23 protein-coding genes are annotated in these 24,514 nt (G+C 29.0%); 18 read left to right on the top strand and 5 right to left on the bottom strand.

Going from position 1 to position 24,514, the window contains the following annotated elements:
- Positions 1-20 precede the first annotated feature (20 nt).
- Positions 21-785: an efflux RND transporter periplasmic adaptor subunit gene (locus Ccar_RS09960; protein ID WP_007062226.1), complete on the top strand. Its 765-nt coding sequence runs from the start codon at positions 21-23 to the stop codon at positions 783-785.
- A 78-nt stretch (positions 786-863) separates the two neighbouring features.
- Here Ccar_RS09960 and Ccar_RS09955 read toward each other — a convergent pair whose 3' ends face one another.
- Positions 864-2,612 (bottom strand): methyl-accepting chemotaxis protein, encoded by a 1,749-nt coding sequence (locus tag Ccar_RS09955; protein ID WP_007062227.1) that lies wholly within the window; start codon positions 2,610-2,612, stop codon positions 864-866.
- 268 nt (positions 2,613-2,880) lie between these two features.
- Here Ccar_RS09955 and nudC point away from each other — a divergent pair, with 268 nt between their 5' ends.
- Positions 2,881-3,726, top strand: coding sequence for an NAD(+) diphosphatase (gene nudC, locus Ccar_RS09950; protein WP_007062228.1), 846 nt, complete (start codon positions 2,881-2,883; stop codon positions 3,724-3,726).
- Between the two features lie 168 nt (positions 3,727-3,894).
- Here the strand turns inward: nudC and Ccar_RS09945 are convergent, their stop codons facing one another.
- The gene (locus Ccar_RS09945) at positions 3,895-4,185 is read right to left on the bottom strand and encodes a DUF5661 family protein (RefSeq protein ID WP_007062229.1); all 291 of its coding nucleotides are present in this window, start codon (positions 4,183-4,185) and stop codon (positions 3,895-3,897) included.
- Between the two features lie 379 nt (positions 4,186-4,564).
- Here Ccar_RS09945 and Ccar_RS09940 point away from each other — a divergent pair, with 379 nt between their 5' ends.
- The 4 genes from Ccar_RS09940 to Ccar_RS09925 all read left to right on the top strand — a co-directional run bounded on the left by Ccar_RS09940 (position 4,565) and on the right by Ccar_RS09925 (position 8,215).
- Positions 4,565-5,806 (top strand): ammonium transporter, encoded by a 1,242-nt coding sequence (locus Ccar_RS09940; protein ID WP_007062230.1) that lies wholly within the window; start codon positions 4,565-4,567, stop codon positions 5,804-5,806.
- A gap of 72 nt (positions 5,807-5,878) precedes the next feature.
- Positions 5,879-6,244 (top strand): P-II family nitrogen regulator, encoded by a 366-nt coding sequence (locus Ccar_RS09935; protein ID WP_007062231.1) that lies wholly within the window; start codon positions 5,879-5,881, stop codon positions 6,242-6,244.
- A 4-nt stretch (positions 6,245-6,248) separates the two neighbouring features.
- Entirely contained in the window at positions 6,249-7,604 is a 1,356-nt protein-coding gene (glnA, locus tag Ccar_RS09930) for a type I glutamate--ammonia ligase (RefSeq protein WP_007064718.1), read from the top strand.
- A 41-nt stretch (positions 7,605-7,645) separates the two neighbouring features.
- Complete coding sequence (locus tag Ccar_RS09925) at positions 7,646-8,215, top strand: ANTAR domain-containing response regulator (RefSeq protein ID WP_007062233.1); 570 nt, start codon at positions 7,646-7,648, stop codon at positions 8,213-8,215.
- Between the two features lie 618 nt (positions 8,216-8,833).
- Here Ccar_RS09925 and Ccar_RS09920 read toward each other — a convergent pair.
- A complete protein-coding gene (locus tag Ccar_RS09920) occupies positions 8,834-9,625 on the bottom strand; it encodes a DUF5643 domain-containing protein (RefSeq protein ID WP_007062234.1) in 792 nt (263 codons plus the stop codon).
- Between the two features lie 240 nt (positions 9,626-9,865).
- On the opposite strand from Ccar_RS09920, the gene Ccar_RS09915 reads away from it, so the two are divergent.
- The 8 genes from Ccar_RS09915 to Ccar_RS09880 all read left to right on the top strand — a co-directional run bounded on the left by Ccar_RS09915 (position 9,866) and on the right by Ccar_RS09880 (position 17,570).
- Positions 9,866-10,768: an ABC transporter ATP-binding protein gene (locus Ccar_RS09915; RefSeq protein ID WP_007062235.1), complete on the top strand. Its 903-nt coding sequence runs from the start codon at positions 9,866-9,868 to the stop codon at positions 10,766-10,768.
- Positions 10,761-11,498: a hypothetical protein gene (locus Ccar_RS09910; protein WP_007062236.1), complete on the top strand. Its 738-nt coding sequence runs from the start codon at positions 10,761-10,763 to the stop codon at positions 11,496-11,498. Before Ccar_RS09915 ends, Ccar_RS09910 begins: the two co-directional genes overlap by 8 nt.
- Positions 11,499-11,502: 4 nt before the next feature.
- Complete coding sequence (locus Ccar_RS09905) at positions 11,503-12,993, top strand: ABC transporter permease (RefSeq protein WP_007062237.1); 1,491 nt, start codon at positions 11,503-11,505, stop codon at positions 12,991-12,993.
- A gap of 508 nt (positions 12,994-13,501) precedes the next feature.
- Positions 13,502-14,365 (top strand): ABC transporter ATP-binding protein, encoded by an 864-nt coding sequence (locus Ccar_RS09900; RefSeq protein WP_007062238.1) that lies wholly within the window; start codon positions 13,502-13,504, stop codon positions 14,363-14,365.
- A 43-nt stretch (positions 14,366-14,408) separates the two neighbouring features.
- Positions 14,409-15,398, top strand: a complete 990-nt coding sequence (locus Ccar_RS09895; protein ID WP_007062239.1) for an ABC transporter permease — start codon at positions 14,409-14,411, stop codon at positions 15,396-15,398.
- A gap of 148 nt (positions 15,399-15,546) precedes the next feature.
- Positions 15,547-16,110: an RNA polymerase sigma factor gene (locus Ccar_RS09890; protein WP_007062240.1), complete on the top strand. Its 564-nt coding sequence runs from the start codon at positions 15,547-15,549 to the stop codon at positions 16,108-16,110.
- Entirely contained in the window at positions 16,091-16,945 is an 855-nt protein-coding gene (locus Ccar_RS09885; RefSeq protein WP_007062241.1) for a hypothetical protein, read from the top strand. The genes Ccar_RS09890 and Ccar_RS09885 overlap by 20 nt, the downstream gene beginning before the upstream one ends.
- 25 nt (positions 16,946-16,970) lie before the next feature.
- Positions 16,971-17,570 (top strand): class I SAM-dependent DNA methyltransferase, encoded by a 600-nt coding sequence (locus tag Ccar_RS09880; protein ID WP_007062242.1) that lies wholly within the window; start codon positions 16,971-16,973, stop codon positions 17,568-17,570.
- 45 nt (positions 17,571-17,615) lie between these two features.
- On the opposite strand, the gene Ccar_RS09875 is transcribed toward Ccar_RS09880, so the two are convergent.
- A complete protein-coding gene (locus Ccar_RS09875; protein ID WP_082141592.1) occupies positions 17,616-18,782 on the bottom strand; it encodes a M20 metallopeptidase family protein in 1,167 nt (388 codons plus the stop codon).
- A gap of 47 nt (positions 18,783-18,829) precedes the next feature.
- Positions 18,830-20,029, bottom strand: a complete 1,200-nt coding sequence (locus Ccar_RS09870) for a hypothetical protein (protein WP_048030049.1) — start codon at positions 20,027-20,029, stop codon at positions 18,830-18,832.
- A gap of 826 nt (positions 20,030-20,855) precedes the next feature.
- Here Ccar_RS09870 and Ccar_RS09865 point away from each other — a divergent pair.
- The 4 genes from Ccar_RS09865 (at position 20,856) to Ccar_RS09850 (ending at position 24,352) form a co-directional block, all read left to right on the top strand.
- Entirely contained in the window at positions 20,856-21,200 is a 345-nt protein-coding gene (locus tag Ccar_RS09865; RefSeq protein ID WP_007063995.1) for a PadR family transcriptional regulator, read from the top strand.
- On the top strand, positions 21,193-22,125 hold the full coding sequence (locus Ccar_RS26075; RefSeq protein WP_007063994.1) for a permease prefix domain 1-containing protein: 933 nt from the start codon (positions 21,193-21,195) through the stop codon (positions 22,123-22,125). Before Ccar_RS09865 ends, Ccar_RS26075 begins: the two co-directional genes overlap by 8 nt.
- A gap of 142 nt (positions 22,126-22,267) precedes the next feature.
- Positions 22,268-22,819 (top strand): helix-turn-helix domain-containing protein, encoded by a 552-nt coding sequence (locus tag Ccar_RS09855; protein WP_053075335.1) that lies wholly within the window; start codon positions 22,268-22,270, stop codon positions 22,817-22,819.
- Positions 22,820-22,999: 180 nt separating this feature from the next.
- Positions 23,000-24,352 (top strand): aspartate aminotransferase family protein, encoded by a 1,353-nt coding sequence (locus Ccar_RS09850; RefSeq protein WP_007063991.1) that lies wholly within the window; start codon positions 23,000-23,002, stop codon positions 24,350-24,352.
- Positions 24,353-24,514 lie beyond the last annotated feature (162 nt).

Here is a 24,514-nt window from a genome sequence, read left to right as displayed (position 1 = left end):
AATAATTGGGAGGATTTTAAATGAAAAAGTTAAGATTATCTATAATTATAATGTTCATATTACTTATTTCCACTGTATGTATAGGATGCAGAAGCAAAGCTCCACAGCAAGTTAATACTTCAACACAAAGTGAGTCTAATACCAAAACTTATGGTATTAAAAGACCTAAAAGCTTCAGCCCTATTCCAATTTCAAAAGGCTCAGGTCTTGGAGTGTATGGCAGTGGAAAAGCTGAGCCTAACAAAAATACTATGACAGTGGAAATTGATACTAAAGACTTATCGAAAGTTAAGGAAGGATATTCTGTTAAATTATTAAATGCAGAAAAACAAATTGCACTAACTGGTAAAGTAAAAAATATTCCTGATGCCAAAAACAGTGGAAATAGCGATATCTGCAGTATAGAAGTTGCTCTTGAGGAAGAAAAAGCTGATAATTTTCAGGCATCCTCAACAAATACTAATGCAAAAAGTGACACAAATGCTTCTTCTACACAGCAGGGTACTTCAACTATTTCTAGTGTAAAGGTAACTGAAGACACAAACATGCAGGCTACAATTTATCTACCTGGCAATGATAATGCTTATTACATAAAGAACAAGTGTGTTAAAAACGGAAATGATGGGAAAAAATATATATGGGTATCTAAGAAGAATCAGACAGAAATTAAAACAGGAGATGATTTTGAGTTAAAAGAAGTAAAACTTGGTGAAACTGATGGCAGAAAGACAGAAATTTTAAATGGATTGGAAGGGTATAAATTTATAGCTCTTCAATTAGATTGATGTGTTTAATTATGTCAAGAAGGCTGATTTGTGTATTTAAAGCAACCTTCTTTATTAGAATACTATATTAAATTTATCTTATACATTGAATTTTGAAATCATATCATTGAGAGCTTTAAAACCTTCTTCAGTGGAATTAATACTTTCTTTTATTTCATTTGCCTTACTTACTACAGAGGATACTTTTTCAGCAATATTGCTTGTACCAAGTGCACCTTCATTTGTGGCTTCGGCTATACCGCTCATAGTTGTTACTATATTTTCAACGGATGATACTAACTCTTTAGAGGTTGAACTAAAGTTGTCTACTAAATCATTGACTAGGTCAGCATCAAGTTTATATTGATCTGTGGCATCTAACATTGTTTTGTAGTCACAGGTAACATCGGTTTCTACAAATTTAAGCAGTTCATTTGAATTATTGGTTAAACTTTCTACACAATCAATAACTACTTTTGTTATTTCTTGAATCTGATTAACTGATGTTCTTGAAGTTTCTGCAAGATTTCTTATTTCATCAGCAACAACAGCAAAACCTTTTCCTGCTTCACCAGCTCTTGCAGCTTCTATAGAAGCGTTAAGTGCTAATAGGTTTGTTTGCGAAGTTATTTCTAGTATGGAATTAGATAATTCATTAATTTGATTTACAGATTTAGATTGTGTCAAAGACTTCTTTAATTTTTCTTTTACCATATTAAGCATTTCTAAAGTATTATTGTGAGATATTGAAAAATCATTTTTTAATTTAGAAGCTCTTTCATTTATACTTTCAACTGATTTTGAACCTAACACAGCTTTGCTAGAAATATCTTCAATATGTTTCTCTATTTCAGAACTAGCAGCTGTTGTTTCTTGAGTAGATGCGGCTGTTTCTTCCATGACAGCAGACAGTTCTTCTGTGGTGGAGGATATATCTTCTATTTCATCTTTAAGAGAAAATATATTTTCATTTACTATTTTAATAGCATCGTTTAAGACTATAGTTTCTTCAGTAACTTTCTTTATAATACTGCTAAATTCCCTTCTGATACTTGATTCTGCATTGATAATTTCTGCAAATTCATCTTTTTCTGATAAATATTTTTCATAACTTTTATCATATTTCAAATCAAATTTTGCTGTCTTTTTCATCAATGCTATGGATACATTAGTTCTTTTCTTTATGTTGATAATTAAATACAATCCTAGCAAAATTGAAAGAAAAATTGTACATAATGAAACAATAATTACTATATTTGTAATAGAATTTACTAGGGAGCGATTTTCACTAATTACTCTGGAATTGTAATCATCCATTATTTCTTCAATTTGATTTATTCTTTCTCTTGCCATATCAAAATTTTTAAGATATTCTGCTTTGTTGGTTAATACATTTTTATCAGGATCAAAAAGATTTGACCAATTGGAAAAATCTTTATCGAAGGAATCAAATAATTGAATTAATGTTAACTTTGAATCTTTATGCTTCATATTTTCAAACTTAGTTTTGTCACTATATATTATGTCTCGTGCTTTATGGACTCTATCAATAGTTTGTTTTTGATTTTCTAAATAAGAGGATTTTGCATCCTTTAAAGCTTTTGGGTCTGAGGTATTTTCCATTCCCATTTGAGCAGTTAATGCTTGATAAAAATCTCTATCCGCATTAAGCAGCCAATATTCGCTCATGTGTGTTTCTTCATATATATTTTTTATCAATCCATTGTGAATTTGGTTTATGTATTTTATAGAAATACATGAAATCAATATTAGTGAAGCAATAGGAACTATTAGACTAAATATCATTTTTACACTCAGCTTAATATTATTTAATTTCCATTTTTTCATAAGCAACATTCCTCCGTTTTTTTACTTTATAAGATAATTTTACAATGAATTAAAATTGAAAGCTATTCAATTATCGCATTAAATTGTTAATTATTTAGTTATATTTGCTTTCTATGAAAAATTTGTTTAATATAATAAATATGTTGTAATTTTTATAGAGTAAGAGCAGAATAATCAATTAATGAAAAATATTGAAATTAAGTGACATATATTAATAACTATTTTACATATGAATAATAGTTTAAGAAAGGTGGAAGTGCAATAAATAATGAAAAGAGAGAGTATTTACAAAAGATATATACCTAAATTTCAACAAGTTATAGCAAATGATGATAATACATATTGGTTTATATTCAATTCTGATAAACTTTTAGTAAAGACAATAGACAATAATGAGGTTGCTATACCCACTGCAATAAGTGTAGAAGAATTAAATATTCCTTTTACAAGTATACATTACATGGGAACTTTAAATGAACATAATTGTTATGCTGTAAATACAAGTTCTATTGAATTACAGGATAATAGCATGAGTTTTAAACCACTAAAATCCTTATATGACTATTTAGATGAGGATATATTTTTATTATCAGGAAAAGCTCTGCAGATTATTAAATGGGATGAAACTCACAAATACTGTGGAAGATGTGGAAGTCTTACAGATACAATGGAAGGGGAATATGGCAAGGTTTGTCCTAAATGCGGTTTTATAAGTTATCCTCGTATTTCACCAGCAGTAATAACAGCAGTAATAAAAGATGGACAAATACTTATGGCACATAACAAGTCTTTTCCAGGGAACAGACACAGTATTATTGCTGGCTTTGTAGAACCTGGTGAAACCCTTGAAGAATGTGTTAGAAGAGAGATATCTGAAGAAGTAGGAATAAAAGTTAAAAATATAAAATACTTTTCAAGCCAGCCTTGGCCTTTCCCAAATTCTTTAATGGTAGGCTTTGTGGCTGAATATGAAAGCGGTGAAATATGCGTTGATGGTAAGGAAATAACTAAAGCAGGCTGGTTTAAGGAGCTTGATACCATTGAATTGCCATCTAAAATGAGTATAGCAAGAGAAATTATAGATTGGTACAGAGAAAAGTATTGTTCAAAGTAAAATTAATGCACCACATTATTCAATTTGAATTTTGTGGTGTTTCCTGTTGTGTAAAAAAATTATCATATTTTAAGATTTTGATAATATATATAATAAACCACTTGTAAATACTTTGAATGGTAATTTACAAGTGGTTATATTTTCGCACAATCTGCTAAGGGTTACTTGTTATTTATGCCTTTTTTTATTCTTACGCATTTCTTTCTTTGCTTTTTCTTCCATAGCATCTAATCTAGTATAATAATCTGGTATTTCAAACAAATGAGCAAGAGCAATTCTTCCTGATATTACAGCACTATCGCTGGATACATTAGTTGTACATCCAAATCTTGAACCGTGTTCCAATTCAACATTTATTCCCATGTAAAATTGTTCAAAGTCTATTTTTCTCCAGTCTATTCTTAGTATTTCACCTACTTCTTTAGCACGCTTTTTACTAAAATGTAATTTATCACTCATAATATGCTTCTCCTTTTATCATCTTCATATTTTGATGTTGGATTTTTATACTGCTAATACATTTTATTCAAGCTTAATTAAAATGCTACAGTTATTTAACTATAGTAAAAAAATTGATTTTTTTAGAATTTTACGAATTTGTTATTTTTGTAATGGTTTAAATGAAAAATTATCAAAAAATCATATTGACATTTATCAATAAAGGTAATATAATCTTAAATTATAAAAGTAAAAGTTAATAGTTTTGAAAGGCAATGGCGTCTTAAATAATGGGAATTTTAATTTCTCTTATTTATAGACGCCTTTTAGTTTTATTTGTTATTTGACTTTTACAAGATTTAAATTGATTTCAAAATAAAAATTTAAAGGGGGCTTGGCAATGAACAATATAAACGCAGCAGATACAGGTTTTATGATTTTTGCAACTACATTAGTTATGTTAATGACACCAGGGCTAGCTTTATTTTACGGGGGGATGGTTAGACGAAAGAATGTTTTGAGTACAACAATGCAAAGCTATATAGCAATAGCAGTAATATCAATACAATGGATATTAATTGGATATAGCTTGAGCTTTGGAGGTGACATTGGAGGACTTTTAGGAAATTTCCAATGGGCAGGATTAAAGGGAGTAGGCTTTAGTCCTAATGCAGATTATTCAGCTACTATACCTCATCAATTATTTATGTTGTTTCAGCTTATGTTTGCAATAATAACACCTGCTTTAATATCAGGATCAATTGCTGAAAGAATGAAATTTTCTGCATTTGTAATATTCCTCTTAGCATGGTCAACATTAGTTTATGATCCACTTGCACACTGGGTATGGGGAGTTGGTGGTTGGATAAGAAACTTAGGTGCTTTAGATTTTGCAGGAGGAGATGTTGTTCACATTAGTTCAGGTATATCGGCATTAGTTGCAGCCATAATGCTTGGAAAGAGAAGAAAATTGGATAGTATTACACCTCATCATATACCAATGACCATTTTAGGAGCAGCACTTCTTTGGTTTGGTTGGTTTGGATTTAATGTAGGAAGTGCATTAGCAGTTAATGATATAGCATTAAATGCTTTTGTAACTACTAATACTTCTGCAGCAGCATCAGCTATATGCTGGAGTCTTTGTGAATACTTATACAGAAAGAAGATAACATCACTTGGACTTGTAAGTGGAGCTGTAGCAGGACTTGTAGCTATAACACCAGGAGCAGGTTTTGTAACTCCATTAGCTTCAATAGTAATAGGTGCAGTAGGAGGATGTATATGCTTCTGTGCTGTAACATTTGTTAAACAGAAATTTAAATATGATGATTCATTAGATGCTTTTGGTTGTCATGGAGTTGGAGGAATCTGGGGAGGAATAGCTACTGGAATATTTGCTACAACAGGAATAAATCCAGCTGGAGCAAATGGATTATTACATGGAAATCCAAAGTTACTATTAATTCAGGTAATAGCTATTGCAGCAACTATTGCATATGCTGCAGTTATGACATTTGTAATACTAAAAGTAATAGACAAGTTCTTAAAGATAAGAGTAAGTGAAGAAGATGAAAAGAGCGGCTTAGATGTTTCAATACATGGAGAGGAAGCTTATGGTTCTGTAAGTTCACAATTTTAGTTCTATAATTTTTATACATTAATTTTTAGCTTAAGTATATGGTATAATAATAAAAAAAGAGGAGGAATATAAATGGATAAAAAATTAACTAAAATTGATATTATTACTTCTCCAAGCAAGTTCGAAGATTTAAAAGAAGAATTAAGCAAAATAGGTATTGCAGGTATGACGGTTTCTAATGTATTAGGCTGTGGAATGCAAAAAGGTCATAAAGAATTTTACAGGGGAAGAACTGTAGATATCAATTTACTACAAAAAATAAAGATAGAAATTGTAGTTTGTGAGGTTCCAGTGGAAACTGTAGTTGAAACTGCAAAAAAAGTGCTTCACACAGGTAATTTTGGGGATGGAAAAATATTTATTTATGATGTAGCAAATGTTATACGTATAAGTAATGGAGCAGAAGGAAGAGATGCTCTACAGTATAATGAAGATTAGGAATATGAAAGAAGGAGAAAAAGCCTTGAATAAGCAATCTGAAAGAGAAGAACTTTTAAGAAAAGTTGAAGAACTTGATGTGAAATTTATACATTTACAATTTACAGATATAATGGGGGCTATGAAAAATGTATCTATTACATCAGATCAACTGGAAAAAGCATTGAATGATAAGGTAATGTTTGATGGCTCTTCAATAGATGGTTTTGTAAGAATTGAAGAGTCAGATATGTATCTGAGTCCTGATTTATCAACTTTTACTGTTTTTCCATGGACTAATATCCATAAGGAAGCACGATTAATATGTGATATATACAATATTGATGGTACTCCTTTTGAGGGATGTCCTAGAAATGTATTAAAGAAATTGATAAGAGAAGCTAAAGATATGGGATATAAAATGCAGGTTGGACCGGAATGTGAGTTTTTCTTATTTCATACAGATGAAAAAGGGAATCCATCACTTGAAACTCATGATGATGCAGGGTACTTTGATCTTGCGCCTATAGATTTGGGGGGGAATGCAAGAAATGAGATTACTATGGCACTTCAAGAAATGGGGTTTAAAATTGAAACATCTCATCATGAGGTAGCACCAGGACAGCATGAAATAGATTTTAAATATGATGATGCACTAGTAACAGCAGATAACATAATGACCTTTAAAATGGTGGTTAGAATTATTGCTCAAAGACATGGACTTCATGCTACATTTATGCCAAAGCCTAAGTATGGTATTAGTGGTTCAGGTATGCATCTTAATATGTCTCTATCTACACTGGATTCTAAAAATGCTTTTTATGATGAAAAGAATAAGTTGGAACTTTCAAATAGTGCTTATTATTTCTTAGGTGGATTAATGAAACATGCTAAAGCTTTTACGGCTTTAACTAATCCTACAGTGAATTCCTATAAAAGATTGGTTCCGGGGTATGAAGCACCAGTAATAATTGCTTGGTCTGCAAGCAATAGAAGTCCACTAATCAGAATACCAGCAGAAAGAGGGGAAGGTACAAGAATTGAACTTAGAAGTCCTGACCCTTGTGCTAATCCATATTTAGCTTTAGCTGCTACTTTGAAATCAGGATTAGATGGAATAAAAAATAAAATAGAGCCACCAGAGCAAGTTACTAGCAATGCTTATGAAATGGAAAATGAAGAAATTAAAGAAAGAGGCATAGAATTGTTGCCTACTGATTTACATGAAGCTATAAAAGCCTTGTCTAAGGATGAAGTAATAAAATCCTCACTTGGACAGTATGCTTACAAGAGATTTGCTGAGGCAGCATTATACGAATGGAATGAATATTCTAAATATGTATCTCAGTGGGAGCTTGATAGATATTTAAGAAAATTTTAAATTGGCTATCATAATAGATTAGTTCTTTTCGGAGTGATGTTATGAATAATTATAAGATAGTAGTTGCTGATAGTGATAGTACATGTAGAAAGCTTATTAGTGAACTCCTAAAAAAGAGAGGATACAATGTTTATCAAGCAGGCGATGGCGGTGAAGTTTTAAGAGTTAGTAGAAGAATATATCCGCATTTAGTAATTATGGATATTAATTTATTGGGGATTAATGGATATAAAACAGCTAAAATAATAGAAGAAGATAGAATATCTAGTGTTATATTTTCTGCAAATAATATTGATTCTGCGTTTTATGAAAAATTGAAGACAATGAATATTTTTGCATATATAGTTAAACCCATAAATCCAGAACAATTATATCAAACTGTAGAATTTAGTATAAATAACATTGATAAGGTCAATAGTCTTCAAGAAAAAATTCAGCATTTGGAAACTGAATTAGTAAATAGAAAAAAGATAGATAAAGCTAAGGGAATAGTCATGGAGAAATTGAGAGTTTCAGAAAATGAAGCTTATAAATATTTAAGAAAAAAAAGTATGGATTATTGTATATCTATGGATGTACTGGCGGAGAAGATTATAAAAAAGTACGGATAAATAATTTAACTTTCGCATATGCAAAATTTTAATTTTATATAAAAATAATACAATATGAGAGTAATTGACAATTCGCAGTGAAAAGCTGACAGTAAATGCAGATTTTGTGCTGACATAAAAGAATCTTAATTTGGATATAAGATAAACTGAGTTAAGTTTATAGATCTTTATATTATTTTAGATTTCTCACAGTTTAGCTGGGAAAAATCAAATTTAACTATCAACTGTCAATTTGTTAACTGCCAACTAAATTATGCTGTGTTATTTTAAAATTGCGAAAGTTGAATAAAGTAATTTTAAAAAAGTAGGATAATCATAGAAAATGGGATAGTTTAAAAAGCGGATTATTAAAAATGGGGTAAATATAAAAAGTAGGGTAATCATAAAAAAGGGATAGTTTTAAAAATATATATGGGGTAATAATAAAGGGATTATATAAAAGATAAATAATGTATATAATTAAAAGCTATGAAATTAAGGTGTTAACTTGATTTCATAGCTTTTTAAATACAATTTCAATTTACTAGAATTATATATAATAACACATTTATCATATATCATGCAGTAAAAGTTAAAATTCAAACTTCTACTGCATTCTTGTGCCGCATAATTTTTATGTTATTTAATTTTAACAGTAAATTTCATATCTTTCTTAATTGTATATTTCTTTTCAAGATCAACAGCTTTTAATTTAAATTGGTCATTTTTATTCAAAACAGGCAATTGTGCTGTATATTTATGATTTAAAGGATCTACTTCTTTTACAATATCCTTAGTTAGATTATACTCTTTACCATTAGAATCTATTAAGTCTATTCCATAAGGAGATATTGCAGAAAGAAGATTAGTACATTCATAATGAAGCAATGTTTTGTCATTTAAAAATTCTACTCCAGTTATTTTATATTCACCTATTTTTCCTTCGGATAGAGTAGTAGTGCCATTTAAATTTAATGGAGTTTCTTTAGTGACAAAATGAAACATTCCCTTGCTATGGCTATTTTTCCATTTTAAAAATTCTTTTGAACTGACAACATAGGGAATAAAAGTTAAAGTTTTGCTGTCCTCATATGCATTTCTAAAAAGAATTTGTGAATAATAAGTATGAGTATTTGCTGAACCACTTGTGTTGTTGCCTTTATTTGTTAAAGCTCTACCTTTGTCATCAAAAACCAGATAGCAGTCGTTAAAATCATTATCTTCTGTTTCTGAAGTTCTTAAAGCTGTATTTATTGGGGTTATTAAAATTTCATTTACTTTTAGTCCTGGTCTTAAAGAAGATAAATCTATATTGGGTTTTATGGATTTTACATTAGTCTTAATTTTTTCATTGGATACTTTAAATTTAAAATCCCAGTTTCCTGAAATATCTTTGGAAAGCATCTTTATACTCTTTATATTAAGATCCATTTTTAGCCAGTTTTATATACGTTTTTATATCTTTACTAGAATCCATTTTTGAAACTAATTCCACGTCTTTACCTCCTTTTGTCTGTTTCCCTTAGATAAGGAACTTTACACTTATTAGATGAATGAAACATACTAAATGTTCGCAAAAAAAGAAAAATTTTTTTTAAAACTTTTAGCTTATTTTTTTCGTATTAAATAATTGAGATACAAAAAATTATTTGATTTAGGAGGATATAGTAAATGAAAGATATAATTGCTTTTGAAAATGTATGTAAAATATACAACAAGAAATTTTATGCATTAAATAATGTAAATTTAAAAATTGGAGAAGGAATGTTTGGACTTTTAGGCCCTAATGGTGCAGGAAAAAGTACACTTATGAAAAGTCTTATTACACTTATTATACCAGATAAAGGCAGGGTCATGGTGGATGGTTATGACACAAGAACTCATTCGCTGGAGGTTAGGGATATAGTAGGATACTTGCCGCAGGATTTTTCAATATATCCTAATTTAACTGCATTGGAATTTTTAGATTATATGGGTCAAATTAATAATATAGGCAGCAGGAAAACTAGAAACAGAAAGATAGAAGAAGTATTGAATAAGGTAAATCTTTGGGAGGCAAGAAATAAAAAGGTTGGAGGTTTTTCAGGTGGAATGAAGAGAAGACTTGGTATTGCCAATGCTATATTAAAAGATCCTAAAATTTTGATTGTAGATGAACCAACTGCAGGTCTTGACCCTGAAGAAAGAGTTCGTTTTAGAATGCTTCTTGTGGAGCTGAGTAAACAAAAATGTATTATTTTATCAACTCATATTGTTGAGGATATATCAAGTTCTTGTGAAAGAATAGGACTTCTTAATAAAGGCAGTATAGAATATTTAGGATCTCCAATAGATTTTATTTTAAAAGCTAAGGGAAAAGTAAGAGAATTTAAAGTTTTAAGTGATGAAGAAATACTAAAATTAAAGGATAAATATGAAGTTATTTCTGTAAAAAGGACATCCTCTGGAAAATTTTTAAGGGTTGTAGGAGAGGATTTTCAAGAGGAGGGTTATGGAATAGATATGGAGCCCAATCTAGAAGACGCCTATATGTATTTTATGAAATATGGAAAAGGAGAAAAGAATTATGTTTAAACAGATTTTTGTAATAGCAAAACAGGAATTCAAAAGTCTTTTAAAAAATTGGATTACAATTATTTGCATTATTGCATTATTAATAGCACCTATTTTTGTATATAGTCCCATTGAAAGAAATGAACAATGGAATGTTCTATATGCGGCATATCAGTGTAATCATGCATTAGTTATTTTAGGTGTTATGGTTATACCTATTATAGTTATGTCAATTTACTATAAGGATGAAATAACAGAAATGCCAGTAATAATTTTTTCACAGCATATTACAGGAAAAATATATGCTGTAGGTAAGTTTTTAGGGGCTTACTGCTATTGCTTATTTTTCTGCATTTTAGAAAATGTAATATGGATGTTAATGCCTTTATATTTTAAGCAAACACCATATTCACCAATTCCATTTTTTAAGTATTTTATACTTTATTCAGCAGCTTCGTATTTGGCAATGGTTGCTTTTGCGTATTTCATTGACATTATGTTTAATATTAAGCCTTTAACCATATTTATTCCCATGATTTTATTTTTATCTTTAAGCGGTGACAATACTCCTAAAATTAGTTTAATGATATCTGGAATTTATATGGATAATTTATATATAGGAAAGGCTCTTTCACCAGAAACTATAAATATCATTATGACAAACAGAATTTTTATAATAATTTTGGCTTTCGTATTAATTATAATTTCCATATTAAAATTTTCTACTGAAAAATTAATGAATAGAAGGTGATTTTATGATTTTAAAATATCATTTAAAGCAGCAGTCCAGGATTATGTTTGGGCTTGCAGCAACATTTATGCTAATAGTTTTAGTATTTAATCTGTGTAATATGGTTAAAGAATGGTATGTGATGAATTCTATAATAGCTCTTTTACCTGTATTTTTTTCTGGAAATATTTTTTCTAGTGAAATTGAAAATGGAACAGATTTCCTCATTTTTACATCAAGGACTCCTAAATATAAGATATTGATACAAAAATATATATCAACTTGGGTAGTATCCGAAATTGTACTTGCTGTTATATATGTATCTGCTGTGATTATGGGCTTTGAAAAATCTTTCTTTGGACTTATGGCTTTAATATTATATTCAACTATATTAAGTTTAATAGCCCTTCTATTTAGTAATATTACAGGAAAAACTTTAGTTGGTTATGGTGCAGCTTTAAGCTTATGGTATTTGGAGATGCTGTTAAATATTAACTGGCACGAAAGTCATCCGCTGTTAGCACTTAATATAAATTTATTGGAAAAGTCAGTTCAAGTTTGGTCCAATATATTATTTATGATTGTACTAATACTTATATTTATGATTTTAAATCTTTTTCTTATAAGTAAAGGTGAGCATTTAAGAAAAAGTCTTATATATAAAGGTACATCAGCAGTAATTATAATCTCTTTAATTTGCTTATTTTCATATAATTACTTTTTTTCAAAAATGGAGTTTTGGAAGGATAACAACTGGAAAATTTTACAGGGAGGTAATATCAATCTGCACTATAAAAATTTGGATAACAAGCGTGGAGAAGAATTATTAAGAACATGTAATGCAGAAGCAGCAAGTCTTGAAAATGTTTTTCATGAGGAGGTATGTTTTAGAGATTTTTATACATTTAATGTAAAACAAAAAAACTCGTTGGAAAAAAGTTATATGAATAATGCATATATAATGCCTATAAAATCTTTAAAGTCCTTTAATAATGTTGATTATGAAGGAGAGTATTGGTATGAAAGTATAGGTAAAATTTTAATGGAACCAGTATTTAGAAATGTTAAAAACACTAAGGAAAATGAAATATTAAAAGATGCATGGGAAAATTATATTTATAGTTTATATATAAGTCCTAATATAGAAGGTAAACTGAAAGAAAATACTATGATTGTTCAACCTATATATTTAACTAAAGAAGAGTATGAAAAACAAATGGAAGAGGATTTGAAAAATTTTAAAGAAAATGAAAAAGAAAAACATGGTCTCTATAGTTTAGATACTATATCCAAGGTTTTATTGTATGAACTAGATAAGGAAAATCACGAAAACATGATAAAACTTCTAAAAGATGTACAGCACAGTGAAAAAAGTGTTTCTTATGATGATATAGAAAATATTATAAAGAAGTATTATAAGAGTAATTCTGTAGATGAAGTTTTGAAAATTTACAATGAAGTTAAAATTTATCATCAAAAGTATTATAATAACAGAGGAGTAGTAGAAGGGGATTAATATAAGAAGTGAATAATACAATTAGTTAACTCAACTTTTGCAGTTCAAAAATAATGCGAAGCAATTTTTTGAGAGGACAGAGGACAATTGACAGAGGACAGTGAAGGAGGATTTTTCTCCGCTGTACTACGAAAAATCTTTAATTTAAAAGAAACTCACGTTTTTTTGTTTCTAGGAAGTACTTTCTGAGCAAGCAATTATCTGAAAATCATAGATTTTATATGCCTGCTTAAGCGATGTTTTGCATTAGCAAAACAAGCTTTAAAAATCAATGAATCCTACTTAGTGGGAAAAGCAGAGAACTTAAATCTTTGATTTAAAGTGAATCGCTTTTTCTTTAGAGCTTTGTTTACCCCACTAAGTTTAGATGAATTATCTAGGGGCGTAGCTATCAGATAAATTAGTTTTCTGACGTAAGGAGGAAAACTCACCTTCATTGTCCTCTCAAAAAAGTTATGTATAGAAAAATAAATCAAATAAGTGTACAAAGGTATAGGAAGTGATATTGTTGGAACTTGAAATAAAAAATCTTAATAAGAATTATGGTAAAAAGGCTGCTTTAAATAATATATCCTTAACATTAAAAAATGGGATTACAGGAATTTTAGCACCTAATGGAGCTGGTAAAACTACGCTTCTTAGAATTTTAGCTACTATAAGTACTCCAGACAGTGGAAATATATATTTTAATGGAAAAGATATATTTGAAATGGGAAAAAGTTATAGAGATATTATAGGATATTTACCTCAGGATTTTGGGGTATATCCTAATCAAACTGCAGAGAAATTTTTGAGGTATTTTGCTGTTTTAAAAGGAATAAGTAAAGAAAAAATAGATTATAAAATAGATGAAATTTTGGACATTGTATCTCTTTCACATGTAAAGAAAAAGAAATTAAAGACATTTTCAGGAGGTATGAAAAAGAGAATAGGAATTGCACAAGCGCTTTTAAATGATCCTAAAGTATTAATATTGGATGAACCTACAGCTTCTTTAGATCCAGATGAGAGGATAAAATTTAGGGATTTTTTAATTACAATAAGCAAAAGCAGATTGGTTATTTTATCAACTCATATTGTATCAGATTTAGAAGCAGCAGCTACAGATATAGTATTTATGAGGGAAGGACAAGTTATTTCATATATATCACCTGAAGAAGCTTTATCAGAATTAGAAGATAAAGTTTATGAAGTATTGACAAGTTTGGAAATGGTACCTAAGCTAAAAAAGAAATACATTGTAAGTCACAGCATGAACAAAAAAGATGGTATAGCAGTTAGGATATTAGGTGATAAACCAGAAGAAAAGTCAACAATGGTGGAGCCAAATTTAGAAGATGTTTATACTTATTATTATCAAATAAAGTGTTAAAGAAGGTAGCCATTAGATAATAGTTTTAATTAGGAGAAATGTAATGTTTTTAAGTGTATATAAAGCTGAACTTTATAAAATAATAACATCCTACAGATTCAAACTGGTTTTAATAGCAATACTTATTTTATCATCCTATAATATTTTAAGTGAATATAAAAAATTTCCAAATTACAACTTCATATATGAGGCTAATAAGAAGGCATATAGTGCTAAAATTGATGAATGTAAAAAAAACTTAGAGCAGTTAAATAGTGGAGTTTATTATTCGGAGTTTTATAATAGAGGAACGCCTAGTGAACTTAAAATGGAGAAGTATATAAATGAGTTTAATTTACAATTTTATAAAAATCATAAAATTCCATCACCTAAAAAAGATTTTTCTTGCGTTTTATATAAGTGTATTTTCGATTATTATTATTGGCTTCCTATAATGCTTTTGTTTTGCTGTGATATTGTATGTATTGAAAGAAAAAGAAACATTATAGAAATGCAGTTTTCTTCATATGTAGGCAAACATACTTTATATCATTCAAAATATATGGCTGTGTTCACAGCAATGGGTTTGATATTTCTTTCTAATTTACTATTTTCCTTTATTTTTAGTGGGTGCTTAATGGGATTTTCGGATTTATCTGGTTCTATGAGATCTATACTAGAGTATGGAGATGCAGTGGTAGAGAGAAGTATAAAGGAATTATTATTATTAAAGATTGCTTTTGGAGTTATAATTTGTGCATCAGCAGCAGTAATGTTTATTTTTATTTCAACAGTTGCTAGAGATGTTGTAACTTCCTATATAATAGGAGCATTAATGGTAATTAATGCAGCTCCTTTTTATTTCACCATAGAAAATGGAATAGGTTTTTCCAAATATTTTTTTATTTCGTTTTATTATGTAAGTGAGTCGTACATAAGAGGAGAGCCTACTTATAATATAAAAATTGGACTAGCTACTTTTTTAGTTCAAAATGTCATTTTATATTTGTTAGGATTTCATATTTATAAAAGCATAGAATCAGGTGGAAGTTAATGAAGGAGCCATTGGACTAAAACCCAAAAGTACACGTATGGAGTTTAAATTAAATGGGGATTAGTATATAAATAAGAAAGAACATGAAAAGAAAGGAAGTGAATTTTAGTGAAGGTCTGGTACTTGGCTACATCGCTAAAAATAAATTATGGATTCTATAAGTGATGAAGAGCTATTTGAAGAAATTAAAGAAGGCAAAAATCAAAATATGGAATCTATTGTAGCACGTTATTACAAAATTATTTTTAGATATATATACAATAAGATAAATGATTATCATATGGCACAAGATTTGTGTCAGGAAGTGTTTTGCAAGATTTATGAAAAAAGAAAAAGTTATTCAAGAGAATATTTATTTAAGCCTTGGTTATATAAAATTGCATATAATTCCATTATTGATTATACTAGAGGAAAAACTTATAAGAACAGAAATAAAGTTACGGTTTTAGATGAGAATATGAAAGAAAAAACTAATGTTATTGAGTATAAACTTTTTAATAACAATATAGATGATATGCTTGAAGGACTTAGTGATGCTCAAAAGGAAGTAGTTAAGCTTAGATTTTGTGAGCAGTTATCCATTGAGGATATTGCCATTATTACTGATAGTAACATAAATACAGTAAAAAGCAGGTTATATCAAGGTGTAAAGTTAATAAAGAGCAGACTGAACAAAGTAGGAGGTGGTTTAGATGAAGCAAAATCTCAATAAAGATATTTTAGAGGATATAGAGCATGAAAATATAGATGAAGAAATAAGTTTACAGGATATTGAGGACATTGAAGCTTTTTTTAGTACAAAGACTGAAATAGAACCACCAAAGAACTTGTTTAATAATATAATGGAGGCAGTAGAGCTTAAGTATGAAGAAGAAAACATTCAAGTAGAGACATATAGTAAGGAAAATGCATGTATAAGCATAAAAAAATTGCTATTTAATATAAGACATCAAATTTCACTTTTCGATGAAAGATTTTGGCTAGCTTCATTTATTGTATTGGTATTAGGATATATAATTTTAAGAAATCCTGAAGGATTCAGTTTTATGCTTATAGCACCTATAGTTTCTATGTTATCTATATATTATTTGTACAGAGGTAGTTATTATAATGTGCTTGAAATGGAAATGGCCTGTAAATATTCACTGTATGAGATTACATTAGCAAGAACTGTTATAATACTTGTATATAACATAGCTTTTGTAACTACTATGGTGGTTATTAATTATATAATGTGGCAGGTTAACATGTGGACTTTTTTAATTTTAACCTGGCTTTCTCCACTTTTAATATCCTATTGTATTGCACTTTACTTTTTCTATAAAAGAGGAACAATTCATAGTGTTATAGCAAATGTAAGTGTTTGGTTTATTTATGTCATAATGCTTAGAGGATTTTCGAAAATTAATTATAGTAGTGGAGATTTTGAAAAAGTAATTCAAATGTATAATAATTTAAATTATGTTATTGTAAATTTAATCTTGATTTTAATTTCAGGTATTATGCTTTATAATATATTGAAAAGGATGAAAAAAACCTATGGATAAAATCACTTGAGAAGGAGAAGATGTTATGGATAATAGGGAATTTTTCAATAACCTAGCAGAAAAGTGGGACAGCATGTGTTGTCATCCAGAAGAAAAAGTTAATCATGTTTTTGACAAAATTGAATTAGAAAAAGGAAACCATGTCCTTGATATAGGAAGTGGCACAGGTATAATTATACCTTATATTGAAAAAGAAATTGGTGAAAGTGGAAAATTGGTAGCTTTAGATTTGTCCGAAAAAATGATAGAAGTATCCAAGAAAAAGAATGATTATAAAAATTTGAACTTTTATGTGGGAGATTTTAATCTTTATAATCCTTTGGAAAAATATGATTGTATAATAGCTTATTCATGTTATCCTCATTTTAATGATAGAGAAGCTTTTTTTAAAAAAGCAAATTCTCTTCTTAAGAAAGGTGGAAAAGCAGTTATTGCTCATATTGAAAGCAGACAAAAAATAAACAGCAGACATAATGATATAGAAGATCATATTCATTCTAATGATCTTGTAGAAGTAAATGAAACTTCTAAAATTATGAATGAACATGGATTTAATACAATATACACTGAGGATAATAGCGAATATTATATATGTATTGGCGAAAAATCAAAGGAACTATATTAAAAATAGCTCTGCACTTAAACTCATTTGTGCAGAGCTATTTTTAATTTACTTTAAATAATCTAATGCTACTTGAACATAAGCAGCAACACCTATAGGCAAAGCATCTTCATCAATTTTAAAATGATTAGAATGATGTGAATAACAGCAATCCTTAGCTTCATTACGGCATCCTAGAAGTAATAGAGCTCCAGGAATTTGTTCAAGGTATGCGGAAAAATCTTCTGATCCCATAACTTTTTCAAATTCAGGAATATTTTCTTCTCCTATTAATTTGGTTACAGAATTTTTAACCAACCTTGCCGATTTTACATCATTTATTGTAGGTGCGCAGATAAAATCATAGCTAAATTCATAATCACAATTATAGCCTTTGCATATGTTCTTAACCATATCTTCAATCCATTCAGGCATTTTTTTGCGGTTATCAGCACTAAAAGCCCTATTCATTCCAGTCATTTCTACAGTACCAGGAGTTACATTAAAACGCTCTCCTCCTTTTATAGTACCAATGTTGATTACAATTGGTGATCTAACGTCATTAACTCTACTTACCAAGGTTTGAACACCTTGTATAACAGCTGCAGCGCAAGTTACTGCATCTACTCCCTGCCATGGAGATGAACCGTGACATGATTTACCTTTTATAGTAAGATTCCATATGTCTCCAGAAGCCATCATTGGACCTTCCTTAATGGAAACTTTTCCTACAGGTACATCTGACCATATATGCATTCCAAATATAAAATCTACATCAGGATTTTTTAAAACTCCACCTTTAATCATTTGGTTAGCTCCATCAGCTACTTCTTCTGCAGGCTGAAATATAAATTTAACAGTTCCTTTTAACTCAGCTCTCATTTCAGATAAAAGTTTAGCTGCTCCAAGAAGCATTGAAACATGACAGTCATGCCCACATCCATGCATAAAGCCTGGATTTTCTGAAGTAAATGGAAGACCTGTATCCTCAGTAACAGATAATCCATCCATGTCAGCACGTAATGCTATAACCTTTCCTTCTTTTTCTCCCTTTAATGTACCTACAACACCGGTTTCACCTATATGAGATACCTCTATTCCAAGGTTAGTTAATTCTTCTGCAATAATTTTAGAAGTTCTAAATTCCTTAAAGGATGGTTCAGGATGTCTATGAAAATCCCTTCTAAATTTTAAAACCCAATCCTGTATATTTTTTGCTTTTTCTAATGTATTCATCAAAAGTCCTCCTCTATATTTATAATCAAAAAATTCAGATAATCATATTACAACAACTTTACAAATATACCTGCTATAACTACTGAAGCTATAGATACAGTGGTAAATCCACCAACTAACATTCTAGGAAGAATGATATCTAGTATATAATTTTTTTCAGCATCAGTTTTACATACTGATTTACATGCTTCATTAGTTAAAATATAGTCTGCAGGAAAGCCGAACAATGCTGTTAAAGCACAGGCAAAGCCCATTTCTTTGGTAAAACCCATGAATTTTCCAACAATCATTGACATTATGAACATTCCTAGTACACCTAATATGATTAATGTTATTAAAGGCAATATCATTTTTTCAAGTGCCTGAGGAGTAACGGATGAAAGTCCTGAGAAAATATAGGCCATTAATCCAGTTATAAGCCATCCAAAAACTCCAGCTTTAACTAGTGCAGTTTCTTCTAAGAAGCCTAGTTCACAGAATACAACACCAAAAATTAAGCATATTATATACTGATTTACAGCTTGATTAGTTAAGTTTGAAACAAAATTTGCAAGTATTCCAACTAGCATAACCTTTAAAAGTATAATATATGTTGTCTGATATTTTTCAGGTAGTGGAGGGATAAGTTTTTTCCTTTGAGTTTCCTCATGTGCAACTGCAACTTCATTACTGCTTTTCAATAAATCTTCATTAGCCCCATTTTTTCTGAAGTCATTTAAAAGCCTGTTGCTTTCTTTTTTCAAACAATAGGAAGTGAGAGGATATCCTACAAAACCATGCATTATATACATTGCTATAGGAAGTACAGCTAGATCCATCAAACCTTTTGCTTTAACAGCTTCTGACATTAATAAAGCTGCTACAATTCCACCTGTTAACGGAGGAGTTGCTGCTACAACAGTATGCCATCCAAATAAAGCTTTACCTACAGTCATAGTTAGAAGCATTATTCCACACACACCGGCTATAGATACTGTAACTGATTTCCATTGATCAATTAACTTTCTTAAACTCATTAATGTTCCAAGATGAACTAACAGTAAACTCATAGTTACTGAAACGAAGCTTGGACCAAAAGATGCTTGTGCAACTATATCTTTAGGCAAGATTGTCCAAAAACCTATAATAAATAAAACTGCGGATACAAATACGGAAGGAACAAAAGCTTTTGTTTTATTAGATGCTATTTGTCCTATAACCATAATTAACATTACGATAAAAAAACATTCAATTACGCTAAATTTCATTAAATTGCCCCCTTATTTATTTTTAATTTAATATCAAAAGTACAAGCTTGTATTTTTTACTAATGATAGGATTTATAAAAATGAATGTTAAAGCCCCATAATAACAAACGATTTTTCATAAATTATTTATAGTATACATAACATTAGCAAGAATCATGCTTAAGTTAGAATAGTGGAAATTAAATTATTTTTAAATGTTAAATACGATAAAAATAATTTAATGAATAAAAATAAGCTATTATTGTATCTATATATTAAAAAATTCATGATTTTTGAAATAAGATTTTATATTATGTCAAAAATATAAAAATAAAATTAATTATTTCAAAAATGCATATTTAATCATGAAATTATTCAATTTTTATTAAAAAAAGTATATTTTATATAAATAATTACATATTTACATGAAATTTATTGTGGAAAGTGTAAATTAATGAATATTTTTATTCACATAGTAGTTGTTGGTAATTGATATATTTTTATAAAAACGTTTTTATAAAAATTAACTTTGGAGTAAATATAATATTGTGGAAAATCCTTCTATAAATTTTGTATAAATTTCAAATTGTAATGATGGAATTAATTCTATATATAGATGAGTTAATCTGAAAAAAACAAATAATTATTAGATTTTATGAATATTTTTTAGTCAATTTGCAGGTTTTAGTTATTCATATTGGAATTTATTAATACTTTATTTGGAAATTAAATAGAATTATTTTACATAAACTACTTGATAATATTAAGTAATTTATGTTATTATATAGGTGTACTTAATAATATAAAGTACTTCGTTAAATAAAATATTGTGAAAGGAGAAAATATAGTGGAATTTCAGAAGGAAATACTGAAAGGATATATTGACATAATTATAGTATCAGTTTTACAGGAAAAGCCTATGTATGGTTATGAAATTGCAAAGACAATAAAGGAAAAGACAAATGAAAACTTTGAAATGAAAGAAGCAACATTATATGTATCTTTAAAAAGACTTGAAAAGAAAAATTATTTAGAAGGATACTGGAATGATGATAAAGGTACTGGTGGAGGTAGAAGACGGTACTATAGAATTACAAAAGAGGGTGAAGAATTTTTTAAAGAAAAGGTAAATGAGTGGAATTTATTAAAAAAATTATTAAATAATTTTATGGAGGTGCATTTTAATGAGTAAAATTGATGCCTATGTTGATAAGATTTGTGATAATTTTAATGAATCAGATGAAGAAATAGAGAATATTAAAGAAGAAATGAAAGCTCATTTATATGAAGAAGTGGAAGAATTAAAAAAACAAGGGTTTAGTGAAGAAGAAAGCATGGAAAAGGCATTAAATGCTTTTGGAAAAGAAAACAATGTGGTAAACGAAATGAATACTATTTGGAAGAAGAAAAATGAATTTTCAATATTTATTTTGAAAGGTGCCATTGTTACATTTATAATTGCATGCTTATTTATGGCTATAAGCGTATTTTATAAAAATAATGATAAAAAATATGTAAATAGTAATTCAGAATATACAATAAATGCTATATTTAAAGAAATAAATGAAAAGAATAATATCAAAAAAGATGAAATTGACAAATATTTAGATGAGTTTAATAAGAAAAATGATAATGGATTATATTATTTGAGAATAGAAAAATTGAAAAATACAGAGTATGAGTATAAAAAAGATGTATCTGAAAATATGATTAAAAATAATTATGAAGATAAATTGATCAAAGGTGATATTGGAATTTACTATAAAGAAACAGATTCTCAAAGAGAAAAGAATTTGGAGAATTTATATAAACTTACAGAATCAAAAGCTAATTCAATTAATATTATATTTAAACAAATTGCTTATGTGTTATTCTTATTTTCATTGACTATTCTATGGATGGCTTCTTATAGTTATATAGGAGGAAATAGCAAATTTGTTTTAGCTATAGCTGTTTTGGATTTTTGCACAATAGGAATACTTGTAGTAACAGATGACTTTTCCTCAAATGTAAAAATGGCAATTCTTTGTATATGGGCAGCTTGTTTATTAGTCTTTGGAGTATTAAATTTATATTTTGATAGCAAAAAAACTTGCAATAAATATATAGAAAAATAATTAAATATTGTTAAAGCTTAATTTTATTTACTATTACAAAAAAATAATATAAAATAAAGTATGATGAACTTGGTGTGTTAAAGCACTTAAAAAGTTTAATTACTATAAAACAACACGTTGGATAGACAGGGAGGAGTTACTTTTGTTAGGACCTAAAATTAGAGAAATAAGACAAGAAAAAGGATTAACCTTAAATGAATTAGCTGATAAAACAGGACTTACAGCTAGCTATCTTTCTCAAATTGAAAGAAATATTATTGATCCTTCTCTTTCATCCTTAAGAAAGATTTCTTTGTCACTAGAAGTACCAATTTATACATTTTTAACTGATGAAAAAAAGCAAAAGGTGCTTATTAAAAGTGATAAAAGAAAAAAATTGGAGCTCCCTAATTCAAGTATCGTATATGAATTTATTACACCTATGGCATCGGATAAGGAAATAAATTCAAAAATGGAGATTATACACTTTCAATTGGAACCTTGCAGCTGGAGTAGTGATGAATTTATGATACATCCAGCAGATGAATGTATATTCATAATCGAAGGTACCATAGAATTGTATTTAGCACAAGAAAAATACACTCTAAATAAAGGTGATAGTATTTATATACAGGAAAATATACCGCATAAATTTTATAATCCAACGTCTAAAAGGGTTATAGGAATTAGTAGTATGTGCCCACCAATATACTAATTAAAGGCTGTATTCTTGAAAAAGAGTACAGTTTTTTATTTTGCAAAAAATAAGTATAACTTAAAAAATTAATAAATACTTGAAAAAATACTTGGCATATAATAGAATAGTTAGTAAATAGCTATTAAGTAATACTTAAAAAAATAATAAATAATTAATATTTTTTTAGGAGGGGTTATTGTGGGGGCAAATATAAAAAGATGTAAGAATATTGTGAAACAAGATAATGAAGTAGTTGGGGCTGCTTGTAGAGTTCCTTATTATCCATTGGTTATAAAGCGTGGCAGGGGAGCAATAATTGAAGATGAGGATGGCAATGAGTATATAGATATGCTGTCCAGTGCAGCAGCAACTAATATAGGACATTGTCATCCAAAGGTTGTAGAGGCTATAACGGAACAAGCTAAGGAAATTATACATTACACACCAGTTTACACATATCAGGAGTCTCTTGTTGAGTTGGCTAAAGAGTTAACAGAAATCACACCAGGAAATTTCAAAAAGAAAGTGATATTTGGTCTTACAGGTTCTGATTCCAATGATGGAATGATAAAATTGGCTAGAGCTTATACAGGAAGAAGCAAAATAATTTCCTTTGTTGGAGCATATCATGGTTCTACCTATGGTTCCCTTTCAATTTCGGCTATAAGTTTGAATATGCGCCGTAAGATTGGACCATTAGTTCCTGATGTTCACTATATAAATTATCCTCATTGTTATCGCTGCAAATTTGGTAAGAAGGAAGAAAGTTGTAATTTAGAGTGTATTCAAGAATTAGAAGATAGCTTTAAAAACTATATACCTGAAGAAGAAGTAGCAGCAGTAGTAATGGAGGCTATACAAGGAGATGCAGGACTTATTGTGCCGCCTGAAAAGTATGTTAAAAAGTTATATAGTATATGTAAGGATAAAGGGATTTTGTTTGCTGTTGATGAAGTACAGCAAGGCTTTGGAAGAACAGGCAAGTGGTTTGGTATAGAAAATTTTAATGTGGAACCTGACATAATAGTTGTGGGAAAATCAATAGCATCTGGAATGCCAATGAGTGCTATTATAGCAAGATCGGAAATTATGGAAACCTTAGGACCTCCTGCACATGCTTTTACAACTATGGGTAATCCAATATGTTGCAAAGCAGCACTTGCAACAATTAAGGTTATAAAAGAAGAGGGACTTTTGGAATATAGCAGAAAGCTAGGTAAATATACTATAGAACGTTTTAATGACATGAAAGCTAAATATCCATTAATCGGGGATGTAAGAGGCGTAGGTTTAAGTATTGGGGTTGATTTAGTTAAAGATAGAAGTACAAAAGAGAGGGATAAGGAAGCAGCAGCAAAGATTTGTTATAGATGCTGGGAAAAAGGTGTGCTACTTACGTTCTTTGCAAATAATGTACTGCGTATTCAACCACCGCTTGTAATAACTAGGGAACAAATGGATAAAGCACTTAATATTATTGAAGCTTCAATAGTTGAATATTTAAGAGGTGATATTCCAGATGAAGTACTTGAAATAGCTAAAGGCTGGTAGAAAGATTAGAAATGCTTAATTTTATCCTTGACATATTTAAAATTATAAATTAGAATTATGAGTGAAAAAGAATTAAAGTAAAAAAATACACTTTAAATTGGTCCAGAGAGGCCAGAAAGAGGTATGATGATGTGTTTTTATTGTGCAGAAAAAAAATGGATA

This window comes from Clostridium carboxidivorans P7, assembly GCF_001038625.1.
In the GTDB taxonomy this organism is placed as follows: domain Bacteria; phylum Bacillota; class Clostridia; order Clostridiales; family Clostridiaceae; genus Clostridium_AM; species Clostridium_AM carboxidivorans.
Note: the sequence above shows the minus strand (reverse complement) of the source record. Positions and strands in the feature narration are given on the sequence as shown.